A 16,875-nucleotide genomic window follows, 5' to 3' on the forward strand; every position below is an offset into this window, starting at 1 on the left:
CGATACTTTGTCAACGGAGTCCTTCATGTCCAGACGTCTCAGAAGAACCAAGATCGTTACAACCCTCGGCCCCGCCACCGATCGCGACAACAACCTCGAAAAAATCATCGCGGCGGGCGCTAACGTTGTGCGACTCAATTTCTCCCACGGCACCCCGGAAGATCATCAACTGCGCGCCGATAAAGTGCGGCAGATTGCGGCCAAACTCGGTCGCCACGTCGCCATTCTTGGCGATCTGCAAGGCCCTAAAATTCGCGTATCAACCTTCAAAGAAGGCAAAGTTTTCCTCAATGTCGGTGACCGCTTCCTGCTGGATGCCAATCTGAGCAAAGGCGAAGGCGACAAAGAGAAAGTCGGTATCGACTATAAAGGCCTGCCGGAAGATGTGGTGCCGGGCGACATCCTGCTGCTGGACGACGGCCGTGTGCAGCTGAAGGTGCTGGAAGTTCAGGGGGTGAAAGTCTTCACCGAAGTGACTGTCGGCGGCCCGCTCTCCAACAACAAAGGCATCAACAAGCTCGGCGGCGGCCTGTCGGCTGAAGCGCTGACCGAAAAAGATAAGCTGGATATCATTACCGCGGCGAAAATTGGCGTCGACTATCTGGCGGTCTCCTTCCCGCGTAACGGCGAAGACATGAACTACGCGCGCCGTCTGGCACGCGATGCCGGCTGCGACGCCAAACTGGTGGCGAAAGTGGAGCGCGCTGAAGCGGTGGCAACGCAGGAAGCGATGGACGACATCATTCTCGCCTCCGACGTGGTGATGGTGGCGCGTGGCGATCTCGGCGTGGAAATTGGCGATCCGGAGCTGGTGGGCATTCAGAAAGCATTAATTCGGCGTGCGCGTCAGCTGAACCGCACCATCATTACTGCTACCCAGATGATGGAGTCGATGATCACCAATCCGATGCCGACCCGCGCGGAAGTGATGGATGTGGCAAACGCCGTGCTGGACGGCACCGATGCGGTGATGCTGTCGGCAGAAACGGCGGCCGGTCAGTATCCGGCGGAAACCGTGTCGGCGATGGCTAAGGTGTGCCTCGGTGCGGAAAAAATTCCAAGCGTGAACGTATCCAAACACCGCCTGGACGTGCAGTTCGACAACATCGAAGAAGCGATTGCCATGTCGGCGATGTACGCCGCTAACCATTTGCAGGGCGTGTCGGCCATCATTACCATGACCGAATCTGGCCGTACCGCACTGATGACGTCGCGCATCACTTCCGGTCTGCCGATCTTCGCAATGTCACGTCATGAACGTACCCTGAACCTGACCGCGCTGTACCGTGGCGTGACGCCGGTGTTCTTTGACAGCAACAACGATGGTGTCGCCGCCGCGCACGATGCGGTTAATCTGCTGCGCGACAAAGGGTTCCTCGTCTCTGGCGACCTGGTGATTGTCACCCAGGGCGACGTGATGGCGACCACCGGCACCACCAACACCAGCCGTGTCCTGCGCGTAGACTGAGTTTTACGCACCTCCTGACAGCGGCTGTAACAACATGGACAAACGCGACTGCCTGGCAGTCGCGTTTTATTTTTCACTGACAAGGAGGCCAGATGGCCCGCTATCAACCCATCAGTCAACTCACCGGGCGCGTGCTGCTGTTTCCGCTCGCGCTGGTGTTGTTTGAGTTCGCGACTTACATCGCCCACGACATGATTCAGCCCGGCATGCTGCTGGTCACCGCCGAGTTTAACGTCGGCCCGGAATGGGTATCCACCTCACTCACTGCCTATCTGATGGGCGGCGTGGTGCTGCAGTGGCTGCTCGGTCCGCTGTCGGATAAATATGGCCGGCGTCCGGTGTTGCTGTTCGGCATTCTGTTCTTTGCCGCCGCCTGTGTTCTCACCACCTGGGTGAGCAACATCGAGCAGTTCGTTACGCTGCGTTTTATCCAGGGCATCAGCCTGTGCTTCATTGGCGCAGTGAGCTATGCCGCAGTGCAGGAGGCGTTTGACGAGGCGTTAGCTGTGCGCATGATGGCACTGATGGCTAACGTGGCGCTGCTGGCACCGCTGGCGGGTCCGCTGGCCGGTGCCGCCTGGCTCACGGTGGCCGAATGGCGCAGCATGTTCTGGCTGTTTGCGGTTTGCAGCCTGCTGGCGTTTGTGGTGCTGTGGCGCATCATGCCGGAAACCGCCGGCGATCGCAGCCACTCCATTGCGTTACCAAACCTGGCGCGCGGCTACGGACGGCTGGCACGCGATAAGCAGGTGATGTACGGCTCCTTCGCTATCGGCCTGGTGTTCATCCCGATTCTTACCTGGGTGGCGCTGTCGCCGGTGATTCTGATGCATGAAGAGGGCTTATCCCGCCTGCAGTATGCATTACTGCAATTACCGGTGTTTCTGGCGATGATTGCCGGTAACCTGACGCTGGGTAAACTGGCGGGACGCGTGGCCATCGAGCAACCGGTAAAATTTGCCGCCTGGCCGATTCTGCTAGGCCTGAGCATTGCGCTGGTGGCGAACCTGCTCAACAGCCACAGTTACCTGCTGCTCACCGCCGGCCTTAGCCTGTATGCGTTTGGTGCCGGGATGGTCAACGCCGGGCTGTACCGGTTGACGCTCTATTCCAGCAGCGAAGGCAAAGGCAGCATCGCCGCGATGCTGGGGATGATCAGCATTCTGACGCTGGCGGCAGGGATTGAAGTGGCAAAAAGCGGTTATTTCAGCGGCGGTACGCCGTGGTTCAGCGCAATCAACTTCGTCGCCGGCGTGTTGTGGTTTGGCCTGGTGACGCTGTTCCTGCGCGAGCGCAAGCGGCGCAGTTGCCTGACAAGCGTCGAATGAGTGATGATGAACCGTGCCGGGCGGCACGGTTCAGCACGCGTTAGCTATTTACGCGGGTACAAATCCTTACGCGCGTAAGGCTCAATATCCCCTTCTTTACGCGTCTTCAGCAGTTTGAGAATCCATGTGTACTGCTCCGGATGCGGGCGCACGAAGATTTCCACCTCTTCGTTCATGCGCCGCGCCAGCGTAGTGTCATCGGCATCCAGCAAATCGTCCATCGGCGGGCGCACATAAATCTCCAGCTTGTGCGTCGCGCTGTTATACACCGGGAACAGCGGCACTACGCGCGCGCGGCACACTTTCATCAGACGGCCGACCGCCGGCAATGTCGCTTTATAGGTAGCAAAGAAATCGACAAACTCGCTGTGCTCAGCACCGTGGTCCTGGTCCGGCAGATAGTAGCCGTAATAGCCCTGACGCACCGAGGCGATAAACGGTTTGATGCCGTCGTTGCGCGCGTGCATGCGGCCGCCGAAACGGCGACGGACGGTGTTCCAGATATAATCCATCAGCGGATCGCTTTGATTGTGGAACATCGCCGCCATCATCTGGCCTTCCGAGGCCAGCAGCATCGCCGGAATATCCACGCCCCAGCCGTGCGGCACGAGGAAAATCACGTTCTCATGATTCTCCTGAAGCGCCGTGATGATCTCGCGGCCGTGCCACTCAACGCGCTGGCGAACGCGTTCAGGATTACGCATCCCCAGCTCAGCCATCATCACCATCGCCTGCGGCGCGGTGGCAAACATACGATCAGCAATCTCTTCGCGCTGCGCTTCGCTGAGCTCCGGCAGGCAATAGTAGAGATTGATCAGCGCACGGCGGCGCGCACTTTTCGCCAGCTTGCCGGCAAACTTACCCAGCCCGCCCAGCACCGGATCGCGCACCTTTGCCGGCAGCATCGCCATACCGGCCAGCGCACCAATCGCCAGCCAGCTGCCCCAGTATTTCGGCTTTAAGAAAGAACGTTGAAAAACGGGAATAAATTCACTGTTATTTTTTTTTCGGGTTTCCATGCACTCGCCTCTGACAATGACGGCTCAATAATAGTGACGGCAGGTAATTTTGCAATCTTCACAGGCCAGATAGCAAAAAACCGACGAAGAATCCGTCGGTTTTTGCGCGTTTGCCCGGAATTAACGTTATTTCAGCGTCAGCTGTGGCAGATAACTCTTCACCTGCGCCAGATAGGTGCTGCGATCTTTACCAGTCAGCCCTTCCATGCGCGGCAGCTTCGCCGTCAGCGGGTTGACCGCCTGGTTGTTGATCCACACTTCATAATGCAGATGCGGTCCGGTAGAGCGGCCGGTGTTACCGGAAAGCGCGATGCGATCGCCGCGTTTCACTTTCTGTCCCGGTTTCACCAGCGCTTTGCTCAGATGCATGTAGCGGGTCATGTACTGGCGACCGTGACGGATCGCGACGTAGTTACCGGCGGCTCCGCCGTTCTTCGCGATCACCACTTCGCCATCGCCGACGGCCAGCACCGGCGTACCAATCGGCAGCGCAAAATCGACGCCTTTATGCGGCGCGATGCGGCCGGTTACCGGATTGAGACGGCGCGGATTGAAGTTTGACGAGACGCGGTACTGTTTCACCGTCGGGAAGCGCATGAAGCCCCGCGCAAGACCGGAGCCGTTGCGGTCGTAGAACTTGCCGTCTTCCGCGCGGAACGCGTAGTAATCTTTACCGCCGGTGCGCAGCCGCACGCCGAGCAGCTGGCTCTGCGCACTTTTACCGTCCAGCATCTCACGCGACATCAGTACGCTGAAATCATCACCGGCGCGCAGTTTGCGGAAATCCATCTGCCACTGCATGGCTTTAATCACGCTGCTGGTTTCGGCGCTGGTCAGGCCGGCGCGCTGGGCGCTGGCGGCGAAACTGCCGCGCACTTCGCCTTTCAGGACGCTGTTCTGCCATTCACCTTTCTGCATCTCCTGCTGCATCTTAAAGCTGCCGTTCGGCTGACGCGCATAGGTGCGGGTTTCACGCCGATCGATCTCCCAGGTGAAATCCTGCAGCGCGCCATCGGCATCCAGCGTCCAGCTCAGTTGCTGCCCCACGCGCAGATTACGCAAACTCTTGTCGCTGCTGACCAGCGCGTTGATGTCACCGAGATCGATACCGTACTGATTAAGCGCGCTGCTCAGCGTATCGCCTGAGGAAACGGTGTAGTCATGCTGATCGGGATTGACCGGTACGTCTTTGTCGATGTCATCCGACGGTATCTCGTCTTCCGGTTCCGCCGTGGTTTGATCGATCGGTTCACTGGCTTCCGGCAGCAGCGTGCGCAGCTCGTTTTTGTCCAGCGTGATGTCTTTCACGATGGGCGCAACATCGCGGGGATGATAGACGTAAGGCCGCCAGACAGCGACGGCCAGTGTAACAACGGTGAGTGACCCCAGCATAACGCGGTGGGGGCGCGGCAAATTATTAAATGCGAGGGCGACAGAGCGGGCTATCTGCTGCACTTTTACCTATTCCTCTATGCTCCATTCAGGCAGCTCGCATACTGGCTTGACAGCTGTGAGAGGAATTTCACGTAGCTGTCTTTGGTTAAGCTGATTCCCATGCCTAACGGGTCGAGGGTGCCTTTACGCACGCTGGTTCCGCGAGACACGGCATCGATGACCGCCGGCCTGAATTGTGGTTCAGCAAAAACGCAGACTGCTTTCTGCTCAACCAACTGTGTTCGTATTTGATGTAAACGCTGGGCGCCCGGCTGGATCTCAGGATTGACGGTAAAATGACCTAATGGTGATAAACCGTAATGTTTCTCAAAGTAGCTGTAAGCGTCGTGAAAAACGAAATAACCCTTGTTCCGTACCGGCGCGAGTTGTGCGCCAATCCGTTTGTCTGTGTCCGCCAATTGTGCCTCAAACTGCTGCAGGTTGGCGTCAAGTTTGGCTTTGCTTTGCGGCATAAGTTCCAATAATTTTCCGTGGATTGCAACAGCAGATTGTTTCGCAATCTCCGGCGACATCCACAGGTGCATATTAAACTCGCCGTGGTGGTGATGAGTATGAGACGGGTCTTGCTTCTCAGAATTGTCTGAGTCATGGTCGTGATCGTGACCGTGCTCATGTTCGTCCTCATCTTCACCGCCGCTAATCAATAGCGGTTTTACGCTAGGCAAGGCGGCAATTTCGAGGTTTTTACTGGCCGGTAACTCCCCGGCGGACTTCGTCAGAAAGGCTTCCATCTCCGGACCGGTCCATACCACTAAGTCAGCGTTTTTTATACGTTTTACATCGGATGGCCGTAAGGCATAATCGTGCTCTGAGGCACCGTCCGGCAGCAATACTTCAACCGGCGTAATGCCATCGGCAATGGCGGCTGCGATAAATCCGAGAGGCTTGATTGAAGCCACCACCGCAGACTGCGCGGAAAACGTGGTGGCGAGGCTTAACGTCGCCGCAGAAAGGGTAAAAGCCAGGCGCTTTTTATTGTGTAACATAATGCGTCATTCCATCGTGACCAGGTGATGGAATGTGATATTATAACATTCGAAATTCAATGCAACCCGTAAATATCATGTCGTCACTTGTTACACTCGAAAACATTTCGGTGAAGTTTGGCCAGCGCGCGGTGCTGGCAGGCATCAGCCTGTCGCTGCAGCCGGGCAAAATTCTCACCCTGCTGGGTCCCAACGGAGCCGGCAAGTCCACGCTGGTGCGCACGGTACTCGGCCTGCTCACGCCAGACAGCGGCAGCGTCCGCCGCGCGCCGGGGCTGCGTATTGGCTATGTGCCGCAAAAGCTGCACATCGATCCGACGCTGCCGATCAGCGTTGAGCGCTTTATGCGTCTCACGCGCGGCAGTCGCCGTGACGATATTCTGCCGGCGCTGAAGCGGGTGCAGGCCGGCCATCTGCTGCAGTCGCCGCTGCAAAAACTGTCTGGTGGCGAAACGCAGCGCGTGCTGCTGGCGCGCGCCCTGCTCAACCAGCCGCAGCTGCTGGTGCTGGACGAACCGACGCAGGGCGTGGATGTTAACGGCCAGGTGGCGCTCTACGATTTGATCGATCAACTGCGACGCGAGCTCAACTGCGGCGTGCTGATGGTGTCGCACGACCTGCATCTGGTGATGGCAAAGACCGACGAAGTGCTGTGCCTCAACCATCACATCTGCTGTTCCGGCACGCCGGAAGCCGTCTCGCAGCACCCGGAATTCATCGCCATGTTTGGCCCGCGCGGCGCACAGCAGCTGGCGATTTACCGTCATCACCATAATCACCGTCACGATTTACAGGGACGCATTGTTCTGCGCAAAGGAAACGGCCCGTCATGATTGAACTGTTATTACCTGGCTGGCTGGGCGGCGTATTGCTGGCCCTGGCGGCCGGTCCGCTCGGCTCTTTTGTCGTCTGGCGCCGCATGTCCTATTTCGGTGATACCCTCGCCCACGCCTCTCTGCTCGGCGTGGCGTTTGGTCTGCTGCTCAACGTGAACCCCTATTATGCGGTGATTCTGGTGACAGTGTGCCTGGCGCTCGGGCTGGTGTGGCTGGAGCGACGCCCGCATCTGGCGATCGATACGCTGTTAGGGATTATGGCGCACAGCGCGCTGTCGCTGGGTCTGGTGGTGGTCAGTCTGATGCAGGGCGTGCGCGTTGATTTGATGGCCTATCTGTTTGGCGATTTGCTGGCGATCACCCCGGACGATTTGTCGCTGATGGCGGGCGGCGTGGCAATCGTGCTGGTGGTGATGGCGTGGCAATGGCGTTCGCTGCTGTCGATGACCATCAGTCCGGAGCTGGCACAGGTAGACGGCGTAAACATTCAGCGTACCCGCCTGATGCTGATGCTGGTAACCGCGCTGACCATTGGTGTGGCGATGAAATTTGTTGGCGCGCTGATCATTACTTCACTGCTGATCATTCCGGCCGCCACGGCGCGACGCTTCTCGCGTTCGCCAGAACAGATGGCCGGCTTTGCGGTGCTCATCGGCATCATTGCCGTCACTGGTGGCCTGACTTTCTCTGCCAGCTACGACACCCCGGCCGGTCCGTCGGTGGTGCTGTGTGCTGCGGTACTGTTTATTATCAGCATGGCAAAAAAACCGGCGGCGTGACGCCGGTTACTCTTCGCGGCTGATGCCGAAATGCTTATAGGCGTGCTGCGTGGCCATCCGGCCGCGCGGCGTGCGCTGAATAAAGCCCTGCTGGATCAGGAAGGGTTCGATAACGTCCTCGATGGTTTCACGCTCCTCACCAATCGCCGCCGCCAGGTTATCCAGCCCCACCGGACCGCCCATGAACTTGTCGATGATCGCCAGCAGCAGCTTGCGGTCCATATAGTCGAAGCCCTGATTGTCCACATTGAGCATATCCAGCGCGCTGGCGGCCACTTCGCCACTCATGTTGCCGCTGGCGCGCACTTCGGCGAAGTCACGTACACGGCGCAGCAGGCGGTTGGCGATACGCGGCGTACCGCGCGCGCGGCGCGCCACTTCCAGCGCGCCCTCTTCGCTCAGCGTCAGCCCCAGGCAGGCGGCGCTGCGTCCGACGATGTGCTGCAGATCCGGCACATTGTAGAACTCCAGGCGCTGCACAATCCCAAAGCGATCGCGCAGCGGTGAGGTGAGCGAGCCTGCGCGGGTGGTAGCGCCAATCAGGGTGAACGGCGGCAAATCCAGTTTGATCGAGCGCGCTGCAGGTCCGTCACCGATCATGATATCCAGCTGATAATCTTCCATCGCTGGATACAGCACCTCTTCCACTACCGGCGACAGGCGATGAATTTCATCGATAAACAAGACGTCGTGCGGTTCAAGGTTGGTGAGCATCGCCGCCAGGTCACCGGCCTTTTCCAGCACCGGACCGGACGTGGTGCGCAGATTGACGCCCATCTCATTAGCCACGATGTTGGCCAGCGTGGTTTTACCCAGCCCGGGCGGACCAAAGATCAGCAGGTGGTCCAGCGCATCGCCGCGCAGTTTGGCGGCCTGGATGAAAATCTCCATCTGCTCGCGCACCTGCGGCTGCCCGACATATTCCGTCAGCAGTTTGGGGCGAATAGCGCGGTCGAGGCTCTCTTCCTCAGTGAAAGAACTGCCCGAGACCAGGCGGTCGGCTTCAATCATGCATTACCTCAAATAGCAGCGCGCAGGGCTTCGCGAATCAGGGTTTCACAATCCGCATCTGGTTTGCCAACCTTGCTGACCATACGGCTGGCTTCCTGCGGTTTATAACCCAGCGCTACCAGCGCCGCAACTGCTTCAGCCTCGGCGTCATTGTTATCCTGCTGTGCCGACGGTGTGGTCAGGGTAAACGCCGAGTCGCCGCCAAACAGGTCGCCGTGCATACCTTTGAAGCGATCTTTCATCTCAACCACCAGACGCTCAGCGGTTTTCTTGCCCACGCCCGGCAGCTTCACCAGCGAGGCGATCTCTTCGCGCTCCACCGCCGTGACAAACTGCTGCGCTGACATGCCGGAAAGAATCGCCAGTGCCAGTTTGGGCCCGACGCCGTTGACTTTGATCAGCTCACGGAACAGCGCCCGCTCCTGCTTACTGTTAAACCCGAACAGCAGCTGCGCATCTTCCCGCACCACAAACTGGGTGAAGATAATCGCTTCCTGGTTGATGTCCGGCAGCTCGTAAAAGCAGGTCATTGGCAGGTGCACTTCGTAACCCACACCGTGCGCCTCAATCAGCACCAGCGGCGGCTGTTTTTCCAGAATAATGCCTCGTAAACGACCAATCACCTGAGCAATTCCTTAGTGTATGTATAAGCGTCTGAATCATCGGCCTCCTGCCACACCGCGCTCAACCGCGCGCCTGCTGGAGGTAAAATGTCGGCTATGTATATCATAAAAAAGGCTGGATGCATATCCAGCCTATTGAATGGCCACGCTTTTGCTAACCGGATCGCAAACGTCCGCGCGTCAGCACCAGTTTGCTGTCGCTCATGCGCGCCGCATTCTGGCTGACGTGGCAATGGGTGATGGCGATGGCCAGCGCATCGGCGGCATCCGCCTGCGGATTGGCCGGCAGTTTGAGCAGCGTGCGCACCATGTGCTGCACCTGGCTTTTTTCCGCACTGCCGATGCCGGTTACCGTCTGCTTCACCTGACGGGCCGCATACTCAAACACCGGCAGATCAAGATTGACTGCTGCGACAATTGCCGCGCCACGCGCCTGCCCCAGCTTGAGCGCCGAATCCGCATTCTTCGCCATAAACACCTGCTCAATGGCGAAGTAATCCGGCGCGAACTGGGTGATGATTTCGCTGACGCCTGCGTAAATCAGTTTGAGGCGGGAAGGCAGATCGGTGACGTTAGTGCGGATACAGCCGCTGCCCAGATAGCTGAGCTGGCGGCCGGTCTGGCGGATGACACCGTAGCCGGTGACGCGCGAGCCGGGGTCAATCCCGAGTATTATCGCCATAGCGCGTCTCCGTATTGCAGGGGTTTGCGTAACGCCATTACAGCGTTTCCGCTACCTCATCAGAAATTTCACCGTTATGGTAAACTTCCTGCACATCATCACAATCTTCCAGCATGTCGATCAGACGCAGCAGTTTAGGTGCCGTCTCGGCATCCAGTTCCGCTTTGGTTGATGGAATCATCGACACTTCAGCACTGTCGGCTTTCAGACCAGTGGCTTCCAGTGCATCGCGCACGCTGCCCAGCTCTTCCCACGCGGTAAAGACGTCAATCGCGCCATCGTCATAGCTCACGACGTCTTCTGCACCGGCTTCCAGCGCCGCTTCCATCACGGCATCTTCGTCCTGGCCTGGCGCGAAGGAGATCACACCTTTCTTGCTGAACAGGTAAGATACCGAACCGTCGGTGCCGAGGTTACCGCCGGTTTTGCTGAAGGCGTGACGCACTTCGCCCACGGTACGGTTACGGTTATCACTCAAACACTCCACCATGACCGCAGAGCCGCCCGGACCGTAACCTTCATAGATGATGGTTTCCATGTTGCTGTCATCTTCACCGCCGACGCCGCGCGCGATAGCACGGTTCATGGTGTCACGCGTCATGTTGTTGGACAGTGCTTTGTCCATCGCTGCGCGCAGACGCGGGTTGGAGCCGGCATCGCCACCGCCCAGCTTGGCCGCTGTCACCAGCTCGCGAATGATTTTGGTGAAGATTTTACCGCGCTTGGCGTCCTGAGCCGCTTTGCGGTGCTTCGTATTCGCCCATTTACTATGTCCAGCCATCTTACATATTCTCCGATCTTTAACAGGGTGCAGGCTATCTTGCTGGCAATCTTGTTCCCCGGCAGTGCGCGCAATCCTCACGTACTCATGTACGCTCCGGTTGCTGTGCGCTGGCGGTGAACAACCTTGCTGCGCCGATGACGCCTGACTGTTCTATTTTAGCGGTGCAAATCTTTCGACTTACACCGTATGTCTGTAATTTAACGATAAAACCACCGGAAAAACGCGCGGTGGCGGGCATTCAGATAAATTCGTCGATTGCCTGACGATTACTCCACGAGCGGGTTAGTGCGGCGGCGGCGGCCGGTGTCAGCCACTGTGCGGCGAGGTGCTCGCTCAGCACTGGCTGGCGTTCGGCGGGCAGCGCCAGCCGGAACCAGTGTTCCCGGTTATGCGTGATGCCCGGCGCATAACGATGGCGATAGTGCGGAAAGATCTCAAACTCAATCTGTTTGTGGCAATCTTCCAGCACCAGCCCCTCTGCGGCGATATCAATCGCCAGCTCTTCAGCCACTTCGCGCTGCGCCGTTTGCGCCGGCGTTTCGCCCGGCTCCAGGCTGCCGGTAACCGACTGCCAGAAGCTGGGGTCATCGCGCCGCTGCAGCATTAACACCCGGCCGGTATCTTGCGCAAAAATCACCACCAGCACCGATACCGGGTGTTTATAGCCCATTATTTCGTCTCTGGAGTGACTTTCTTCGGCGCGATCTGGATACCGAGGTCAGCCAGCGCCGCCGGGTTGGCTTCGCTTGGCGCTTCAGTCATCAGACAGGCCGCCGCGGTGGTTTTCGGGAACGCAATCACATCGCGGATATTGTCGGTGCCGGTCAGCAGCATGGTCAGACGGTCAAGACCGAATGCCAGACCTGCGTGCGGCGGGGTACCGAACTTCAGCGCATCCAGCAGGAAGCCAAACTTCTCACGCTGCTCTTCTTCGCTGATGCCCAGAATGCTAAACACCGTCTGCTGCATATTGCCGCTGTGGATACGCACCGAACCGCCGCCCACTTCATAACCGTTGATCACCATATCGTAGGCGTTAGCCACCGCCTGCGTTGGATCGGCCGCCAGCTGTTCCGCCGTCAGCGCTTTTGGCGAGGTGAACGGATGGTGCATCGCCGCCAGGCCGCCCTCGTCGTCCTCTTCGAACATCGGGAAGTCGACCACCCACAGCGGGGCCCAGGCTTTATCATTGGTGATTTGCAGATCACGGCCCACTTTCAGGCGCAGTGCACCCAGCGCATCCGCCACCACTTTGGCACGGTCGGCGCCGAAGAAGATCAGGTCGCCGTCCTGCGCGTCGGTACGCTGCAGAATAGCTTCAACGATCTCCGGCGTCAGGAATTTGGCCACCGGGCTCTGCACACCGTCGAAACCGCTGGCGCGCGCATTGATCTTCATCCACGCCAGACCTTTGGCACCGTAAATGCCGACAAAGCTGCCGTATTCGTCGATTTGCTTACGCGACAGGGCGGCACCGCCCGGCACGCGCAGCGCCGCGACGCGACCTTTCGGGTCGTTTGCCGGGCCGGCGAACACCTGGAATTCAACGCTTTTCAGCAGGTCAGCAACGTCTACCAGCTCCATCGGGTTACGCAGGTCTGGCTTATCGGAGCCGTAACGATTCATCGCTTCGGCGAAGGTCATCTGCGGGAAGTCACCGAGGTCGACGCCTTTGATGTCCAGCCACAGTTCACGGATCATCTGCTCCATCACGCTGCGTACCTGCTCAGCGCTCATGAACGAGGTTTCCACGTCGATCTGGGTGAACTCCGGCTGACGGTCTGCGCGCAGGTCTTCATCACGGAAGCATTTGACGATCTGATAGTAGCGGTCAAAACCAGACATCATCAGCAGCTGTTTGAACAGCTGCGGTGACTGCGGCAGCGCGTAGAATTTACCTTTGTGCACCCGGCTCGGCACCAGGTAGTCACGCGCGCCTTCCGGCGTGGCTTTGGTCAGCATCGGGGTTTCGATGTCGAGGAAACCTTCACCGTCCATAAAGCGGCGCACGAAGCTGGTAATTCTGGCACGGGTTTTCAGACGCTGTGCCATTTCCGGACGACGCAGGTCGAGGTAGCGATAGGTCAGACGCGCTTCTTCGCTGTTGGTCTGGTTAGAGTCCAGCGGCAGCGGTTCTGCGCGGTTGATAATATTCAGCTCATGGGCAAACACTTCGATGTCACCGGTGGCCATGTCGCTGTTGCGGTTTTTCTCTTCACGCGCACGCACGGTACCGGTGATCTGGATACAGAATTCATTACGCAGTTCAGACGCCAGCTGGAAAGCCTGCTGATGATCGGCATCGAAAAACACCTGCGCGATGCCTTCGCGGTCACGCATATCGATAAAAATCAGGCTGCCGAGATCGCGACGGCGATTGACCCAGCCGCAGAGAGTAACTTGCTGACCCACATGAGACAGATTGAGCTGTCCGCAATATTCTGTACGCATAACGTATCCTTTTAACTTCGCCGCTGCTGCCAGACAGCATCAGGCCGCGTAACCTTCTGAGATGCTGCCGCAAAAAAGGCGGCTATTATAATGGAAAATGGCAGGCAGGATAAGCAGATCCCGCGCAAAGCGGACAAATCGTCAGCGTTTGCCGCGCGATCGGTTCCTGCCCGTGGCAAAACCGGGTAACGTACGGCGCATTTTCTGCGCCACAGCAGGCAGGAGCAGTTTTGACACTTCGTATTGGATTACCGCAGTGGCAGCACGCCAACTGGAGAGTATTGGGTATCGAAACCCTGGCGGATTACGCCCGGCTGTTCGGCTGCGTCGAAGGCAACACCACGCTTTACGCGCTGCCCAAACCGGAAGTGGTGCAGCGCTGGTATGACATGACTGACGACGCCTTTCGCTTCTGCTTTAAATTTCCTGACACCATCAGCCACAAAGCGGCGCTGAAGAACTGCGATGAGCTGGTGAATGAATTTCTGCGCCTGCTGGATCCGCTCAGCCAGCGCATCGGCCAGTACTGGCTGCAGCTGCCCGCCGCTTTTTCACCGGCGCAGCTGACAGATTTATGGGCGTTTCTTGATCGCCTGCCGCGCAGCTTTCACTATGGCGTGGAAGTGCGCCATGCGGCCTTTTTTGCTAAAGGCGAAGCCGAGCGCGCGCTGAATCGCGGCCTGCATCAGCGCGGGGTAAATCGGGTGATTCTCGACAGCCGTCCGGTGCACGCCTCTGCCTCGCTCAGCCCGGCCGCCGTGCATGCGCGCGCGCAAAAGCCGCGCGTGCCGACGCACGCGGTGCGCACTGCCGGACAGCCGATGGTGCGCTTTATCGGCAGCGACAGCGTGGAGGAGAGCCTGCCGCTGTTTGATGTCTGGCAGCAAAAACTAGCGGACTGGCAGCACGACAGCGACCCGCTGCTGTTTATCCACACGCCGGATATGGGCGCGGTGTTTCCGCTGCTACAGGCGCTGTGGCCGCAGCTGCAACAGCTGGAGCCGACGCTGCGCCCGCTGCCCGCCTGGCCACAGCAATCCAGCCTGTTCTAAACGCAGGGAAACGGGTGCAGCCTGCGGCAGTTTCTGCCAGAATAGCGCCCTTTCCGTTTTCTCTCCGGATAATTCATTATGTCTGACCGCGATACGCTATTCTCCGCGCCCATCGATAAACTGGGCGACTGGACCTTTGACGAGCGCGTGGCTGAAGTCTTTCCCGATATGATTCAGCGCTCGGTGCCGGGTTACTCCAACATCATTTCGATGATTGGCATGCTGGCAGAACGCTTTGTGCAGCCCAATAGCCAGGTTTACGATCTCGGCTGCTCGCTGGGCGCGGCCACGCTGGCGGTGCGCCGCAATATTAAGGCACCGGGTTGCCAGATTATTGCCGTCGATAATTCACCGGCGATGGTGGAACGCTGCCGCCGACACATCGACGCCTTCCGCGCCGCTACGCCGGTGCAGGTGCTGGAAGCGGATATCCGCGATATCCACATCGAGAACGCCTCACTGGTGGTGCTCAACTTTACCCTGCAGTTCCTTGAGCCGGACGCGCGCCTGACGCTGCTGCAGAAAATCGCTGCCGGCCTTAATCCGGGCGGTGCGCTGGTGCTGTCGGAAAAGTTCAGCTTTGAAGATGCCGACGTCGGCGAACTGCTGTTCAATATGCACCACGACTTTAAGCGCGCCAACGGCTACAGCGAGCTGGAGATCAGCCAGAAGCGCAGCATGCTGGAGAACGTAATGCTTACGGACAGCGTGGAAACGCATAAAGCCCGCCTGAAAAGCGCTGGCTTTGCCCACGCCGAGCTGTGGTTCCAGTGCTTTAACTTTGGCTCACTGGTGGCGTTGAAATGATTGATTTTGGCCGTTTTTATCAGCAAATCGCCACCGGCCCGCTCGCCAGCTGGCTGGAAGTGTTGCCGGCGCAGGTCGCCGCCTGGCAACGTGAAAACCTGCACGGACATTTTCGCAACTGGGAGAAGTCGGTCGACAATCTGCCGCTGCTGGTGCCGCAGCAGCTCGATCTGCTGCACAGCGTCAGCGCGCAGCATGACGCGTTAACCGATCGCCAGCGCGCCGGCATCGAAAAGCTGCTGCGTAACCTGATGCCGTGGCGCAAAGGACCGTTTTCGCTCTACGGCTGCGACATCGACACCGAATGGCGCTCCGACTGGAAGTGGGACCGCGTGCTGCCGCATATCTCTTCGCTGGCCGGTCGAACCGTGCTGGATGTGGGCTGCGGCAGCGGTTATCACATGTGGCGTATGATTGGTGCCGGCGCGCAGCTGGTGGTCGGTATCGATCCGATGCAGCTGTTCCTGTGCCAGTTCGAAGCGGTGCGTAAGCTGCTGGGTGATGATCGCCGTGCGCATCTGCTGCCGCTGGGCATTGAACAGCTACCGGCGCTGCAGGCGTTCGATACCGTGTTCTCCATGGGCGTGCTCTATCACCGGCGTTCGCCGCTCGACCATCTGCTGCAGCTGAAAAATCAACTGGTCAGCGACGGTGAACTGGTGCTGGAGACGCTGGTGATTGAAGGCGATGAAAACGCGGTGCTGGTGCCGGGTGAACGCTATGCGCAGATGCGCAACGTTTACTTTATTCCGTCTGCGGCGGCGCTGAAAAACTGGCTGGAGAAGTGCGGTTTTGTCGATGTGCGCATCGCCGATTACGCCATCACCTCGGTGGAAGAGCAGCGTCGCACCGACTGGATGACCAGCGAATCGCTGGCGGAGTTCCTCGATCCGCACGACAGCAGCAAAACGATTGAAGGCTATCCCGCCCCGCTGCGTGCCGTGCTGGTGGCGCGCAAACCGTAACGCTTAACGCCGCGACAGCGCCAGCTTCGCGGCGAAACCAATAAACACGCAGCCTGACAGGCGATCCATCACTTTTAACACTGCCGGACGGCGCAGATGACCAGCAAAGTACTGGCTGCCGCTAATCAATACCGCGTTCCACACTAAGCCAATCACCATGTGGGTGAGCGCCATCAGCGTGCACCACAGCGCCACCGATCCGCCGGCCGGGATAAACTGCGGCAGGAAAGTGACGTAAAAGACCCCGACTTTGGGATTGAGCAGGTTACCGGTCAGGCCACGCGCAAAGCAGGTCAGATAGCGCTCTTCCCGCTTTTGCCCCTGCTGCCCGCTGGCCACCGTGCTGCGCGGGTTAAGCAGCAGTCTGACGCCGAGATACAGCAGGTACACGGCACCGATGCCTTTCAGCAGGTTATAAGCCATTTCCGAAGCCAGCAGCAGCGCGCCTAAGCCCAGCCCGACCGCCACGCCCCACACCAGACAGCCGAGCGTAACGCCCAATGCCGTCGCCGAGGCACGCTGCCAGCCCTGCGCAGCCGCCGAACGCAGCACCAGCGCGGTATCGAAGCCGGGCGTCAGCGTAAGCAGGGTAATGGCGAAAAGGAATGAAATAATCAGTGTCATGATGG

The 16,875-nt window shown here is 58.7% G+C and carries 17 protein-coding genes; 7 read left to right on the top strand and 10 right to left on the bottom strand.

Features of this window, described 5'->3' with window-relative positions; translation table 11 throughout:
• Window positions 1-25 precede the first annotated feature (25 nt).
• Together pyk and KOL70_RS06330 are read left to right on the top strand one after the other, a co-directional pair.
• On the top strand, window positions 26-1,468 hold the full coding sequence (pyk, locus tag KOL70_RS06325) for a pyruvate kinase (RefSeq protein WP_021509977.1): 1,443 nt from the start codon (window positions 26-28) through the stop codon (window positions 1,466-1,468).
• A gap of 92 nt (window positions 1,469-1,560) precedes the next feature.
• On the top strand, window positions 1,561-2,796 hold the full coding sequence (locus KOL70_RS06330; RefSeq protein WP_215480387.1) for an MFS transporter: 1,236 nt from the start codon (window positions 1,561-1,563) through the stop codon (window positions 2,794-2,796).
• 44 nt (window positions 2,797-2,840) lie between these two features.
• Here KOL70_RS06330 and lpxM read toward each other — a convergent pair whose 3' ends face one another.
• The 3 genes from lpxM to znuA all read right to left on the bottom strand — a co-directional run bounded on the left by lpxM (window position 2,841) and on the right by znuA (window position 6,256).
• Complete coding sequence (gene lpxM / locus KOL70_RS06335; protein ID WP_058771224.1) at window positions 2,841-3,815, bottom strand: lauroyl-Kdo(2)-lipid IV(A) myristoyltransferase; 975 nt, start codon at window positions 3,813-3,815, stop codon at window positions 2,841-2,843.
• Between the two features lie 126 nt (window positions 3,816-3,941).
• Complete coding sequence (gene mepM, locus KOL70_RS06340) at window positions 3,942-5,270, bottom strand: murein DD-endopeptidase MepM (protein ID WP_031280193.1); 1,329 nt, start codon at window positions 5,268-5,270, stop codon at window positions 3,942-3,944.
• Window positions 5,271-5,284: 14 nt separating this feature from the next.
• Window positions 5,285-6,256 carry a zinc ABC transporter substrate-binding protein ZnuA gene (znuA, locus tag KOL70_RS06345; protein WP_215480388.1) on the bottom strand — a complete coding sequence of 324 codons (972 nt, stop codon included), beginning with the start codon at window positions 6,254-6,256 and terminating at the stop codon, window positions 5,285-5,287.
• A gap of 77 nt (window positions 6,257-6,333) precedes the next feature.
• Between znuA and znuC the strand changes: the two genes are divergently transcribed.
• Both znuC and znuB read left to right on the top strand, forming a co-directional pair.
• Entirely contained in the window at window positions 6,334-7,089 is a 756-nt protein-coding gene (gene znuC / locus KOL70_RS06350) for a zinc ABC transporter ATP-binding protein ZnuC (RefSeq protein ID WP_058774752.1), read from the top strand.
• On the top strand, window positions 7,086-7,871 hold the full coding sequence (gene znuB / locus KOL70_RS06355; protein WP_021509971.1) for a zinc ABC transporter permease subunit ZnuB: 786 nt from the start codon (window positions 7,086-7,088) through the stop codon (window positions 7,869-7,871). The genes znuC and znuB overlap by 4 nt, the downstream gene beginning before the upstream one ends.
• A gap of 6 nt (window positions 7,872-7,877) precedes the next feature.
• On the opposite strand, the gene ruvB is transcribed toward znuB, so the two are convergent.
• From ruvB to aspS, 6 genes are all read right to left on the bottom strand, one after another.
• Complete coding sequence (ruvB, locus tag KOL70_RS06360) at window positions 7,878-8,882, bottom strand: Holliday junction branch migration DNA helicase RuvB (protein WP_021509970.1); 1,005 nt, start codon at window positions 8,880-8,882, stop codon at window positions 7,878-7,880.
• Window positions 8,883-8,890: 8 nt separating this feature from the next.
• Window positions 8,891-9,505: a Holliday junction branch migration protein RuvA gene (ruvA, locus tag KOL70_RS06365; protein WP_021509969.1), complete on the bottom strand. Its 615-nt coding sequence runs from the start codon at window positions 9,503-9,505 to the stop codon at window positions 8,891-8,893.
• Between the two features lie 154 nt (window positions 9,506-9,659).
• On the bottom strand, window positions 9,660-10,187 hold the full coding sequence (ruvC, locus tag KOL70_RS06370; RefSeq protein ID WP_021509968.1) for a crossover junction endodeoxyribonuclease RuvC: 528 nt from the start codon (window positions 10,185-10,187) through the stop codon (window positions 9,660-9,662).
• A 37-nt stretch (window positions 10,188-10,224) separates the two neighbouring features.
• Complete coding sequence (locus KOL70_RS06375) at window positions 10,225-10,968, bottom strand: YebC/PmpR family DNA-binding transcriptional regulator (protein ID WP_021509967.1); 744 nt, start codon at window positions 10,966-10,968, stop codon at window positions 10,225-10,227.
• A gap of 241 nt (window positions 10,969-11,209) precedes the next feature.
• Window positions 11,210-11,641, bottom strand: coding sequence for a dihydroneopterin triphosphate diphosphatase (gene nudB / locus KOL70_RS06380; RefSeq protein WP_059009760.1), 432 nt, complete (start codon window positions 11,639-11,641; stop codon window positions 11,210-11,212).
• Complete coding sequence (gene aspS / locus KOL70_RS06385) at window positions 11,641-13,422, bottom strand: aspartate--tRNA ligase (RefSeq protein ID WP_215480389.1); 1,782 nt, start codon at window positions 13,420-13,422, stop codon at window positions 11,641-11,643. Before aspS ends, nudB begins: the two co-directional genes overlap by 1 nt.
• 230 nt (window positions 13,423-13,652) lie before the next feature.
• Here aspS and KOL70_RS06390 point away from each other — a divergent pair, with 230 nt between their 5' ends.
• The 3 genes from KOL70_RS06390 to cmoB all read left to right on the top strand — a co-directional run bounded on the left by KOL70_RS06390 (window position 13,653) and on the right by cmoB (window position 16,246).
• On the top strand, window positions 13,653-14,474 hold the full coding sequence (locus KOL70_RS06390; RefSeq protein WP_104188964.1) for a DUF72 domain-containing protein: 822 nt from the start codon (window positions 13,653-13,655) through the stop codon (window positions 14,472-14,474).
• Between the two features lie 78 nt (window positions 14,475-14,552).
• Complete coding sequence (cmoA, locus tag KOL70_RS06395) at window positions 14,553-15,281, top strand: carboxy-S-adenosyl-L-methionine synthase CmoA (RefSeq protein ID WP_125310394.1); 729 nt, start codon at window positions 14,553-14,555, stop codon at window positions 15,279-15,281.
• Window positions 15,278-16,246: a tRNA 5-methoxyuridine(34)/uridine 5-oxyacetic acid(34) synthase CmoB gene (cmoB, locus tag KOL70_RS06400; RefSeq protein ID WP_021509962.1), complete on the top strand. Its 969-nt coding sequence runs from the start codon at window positions 15,278-15,280 to the stop codon at window positions 16,244-16,246. The genes cmoA and cmoB overlap by 4 nt, the downstream gene beginning before the upstream one ends.
• Window positions 16,247-16,249: 3 nt before the next feature.
• On the opposite strand, the gene KOL70_RS06405 is transcribed toward cmoB, so the two are convergent.
• Complete coding sequence (locus KOL70_RS06405; protein WP_215480390.1) at window positions 16,250-16,870, bottom strand: LysE family translocator; 621 nt, start codon at window positions 16,868-16,870, stop codon at window positions 16,250-16,252.
• Window positions 16,871-16,875: the final 5 nt, after the last annotated feature.

The organism is Pantoea sp. B270, assembly GCF_018726825.1.
In the GTDB taxonomy this organism is placed as follows: Bacteria; Pseudomonadota; Gammaproteobacteria; order Enterobacterales; family Enterobacteriaceae; genus Pantoea; species Pantoea dispersa.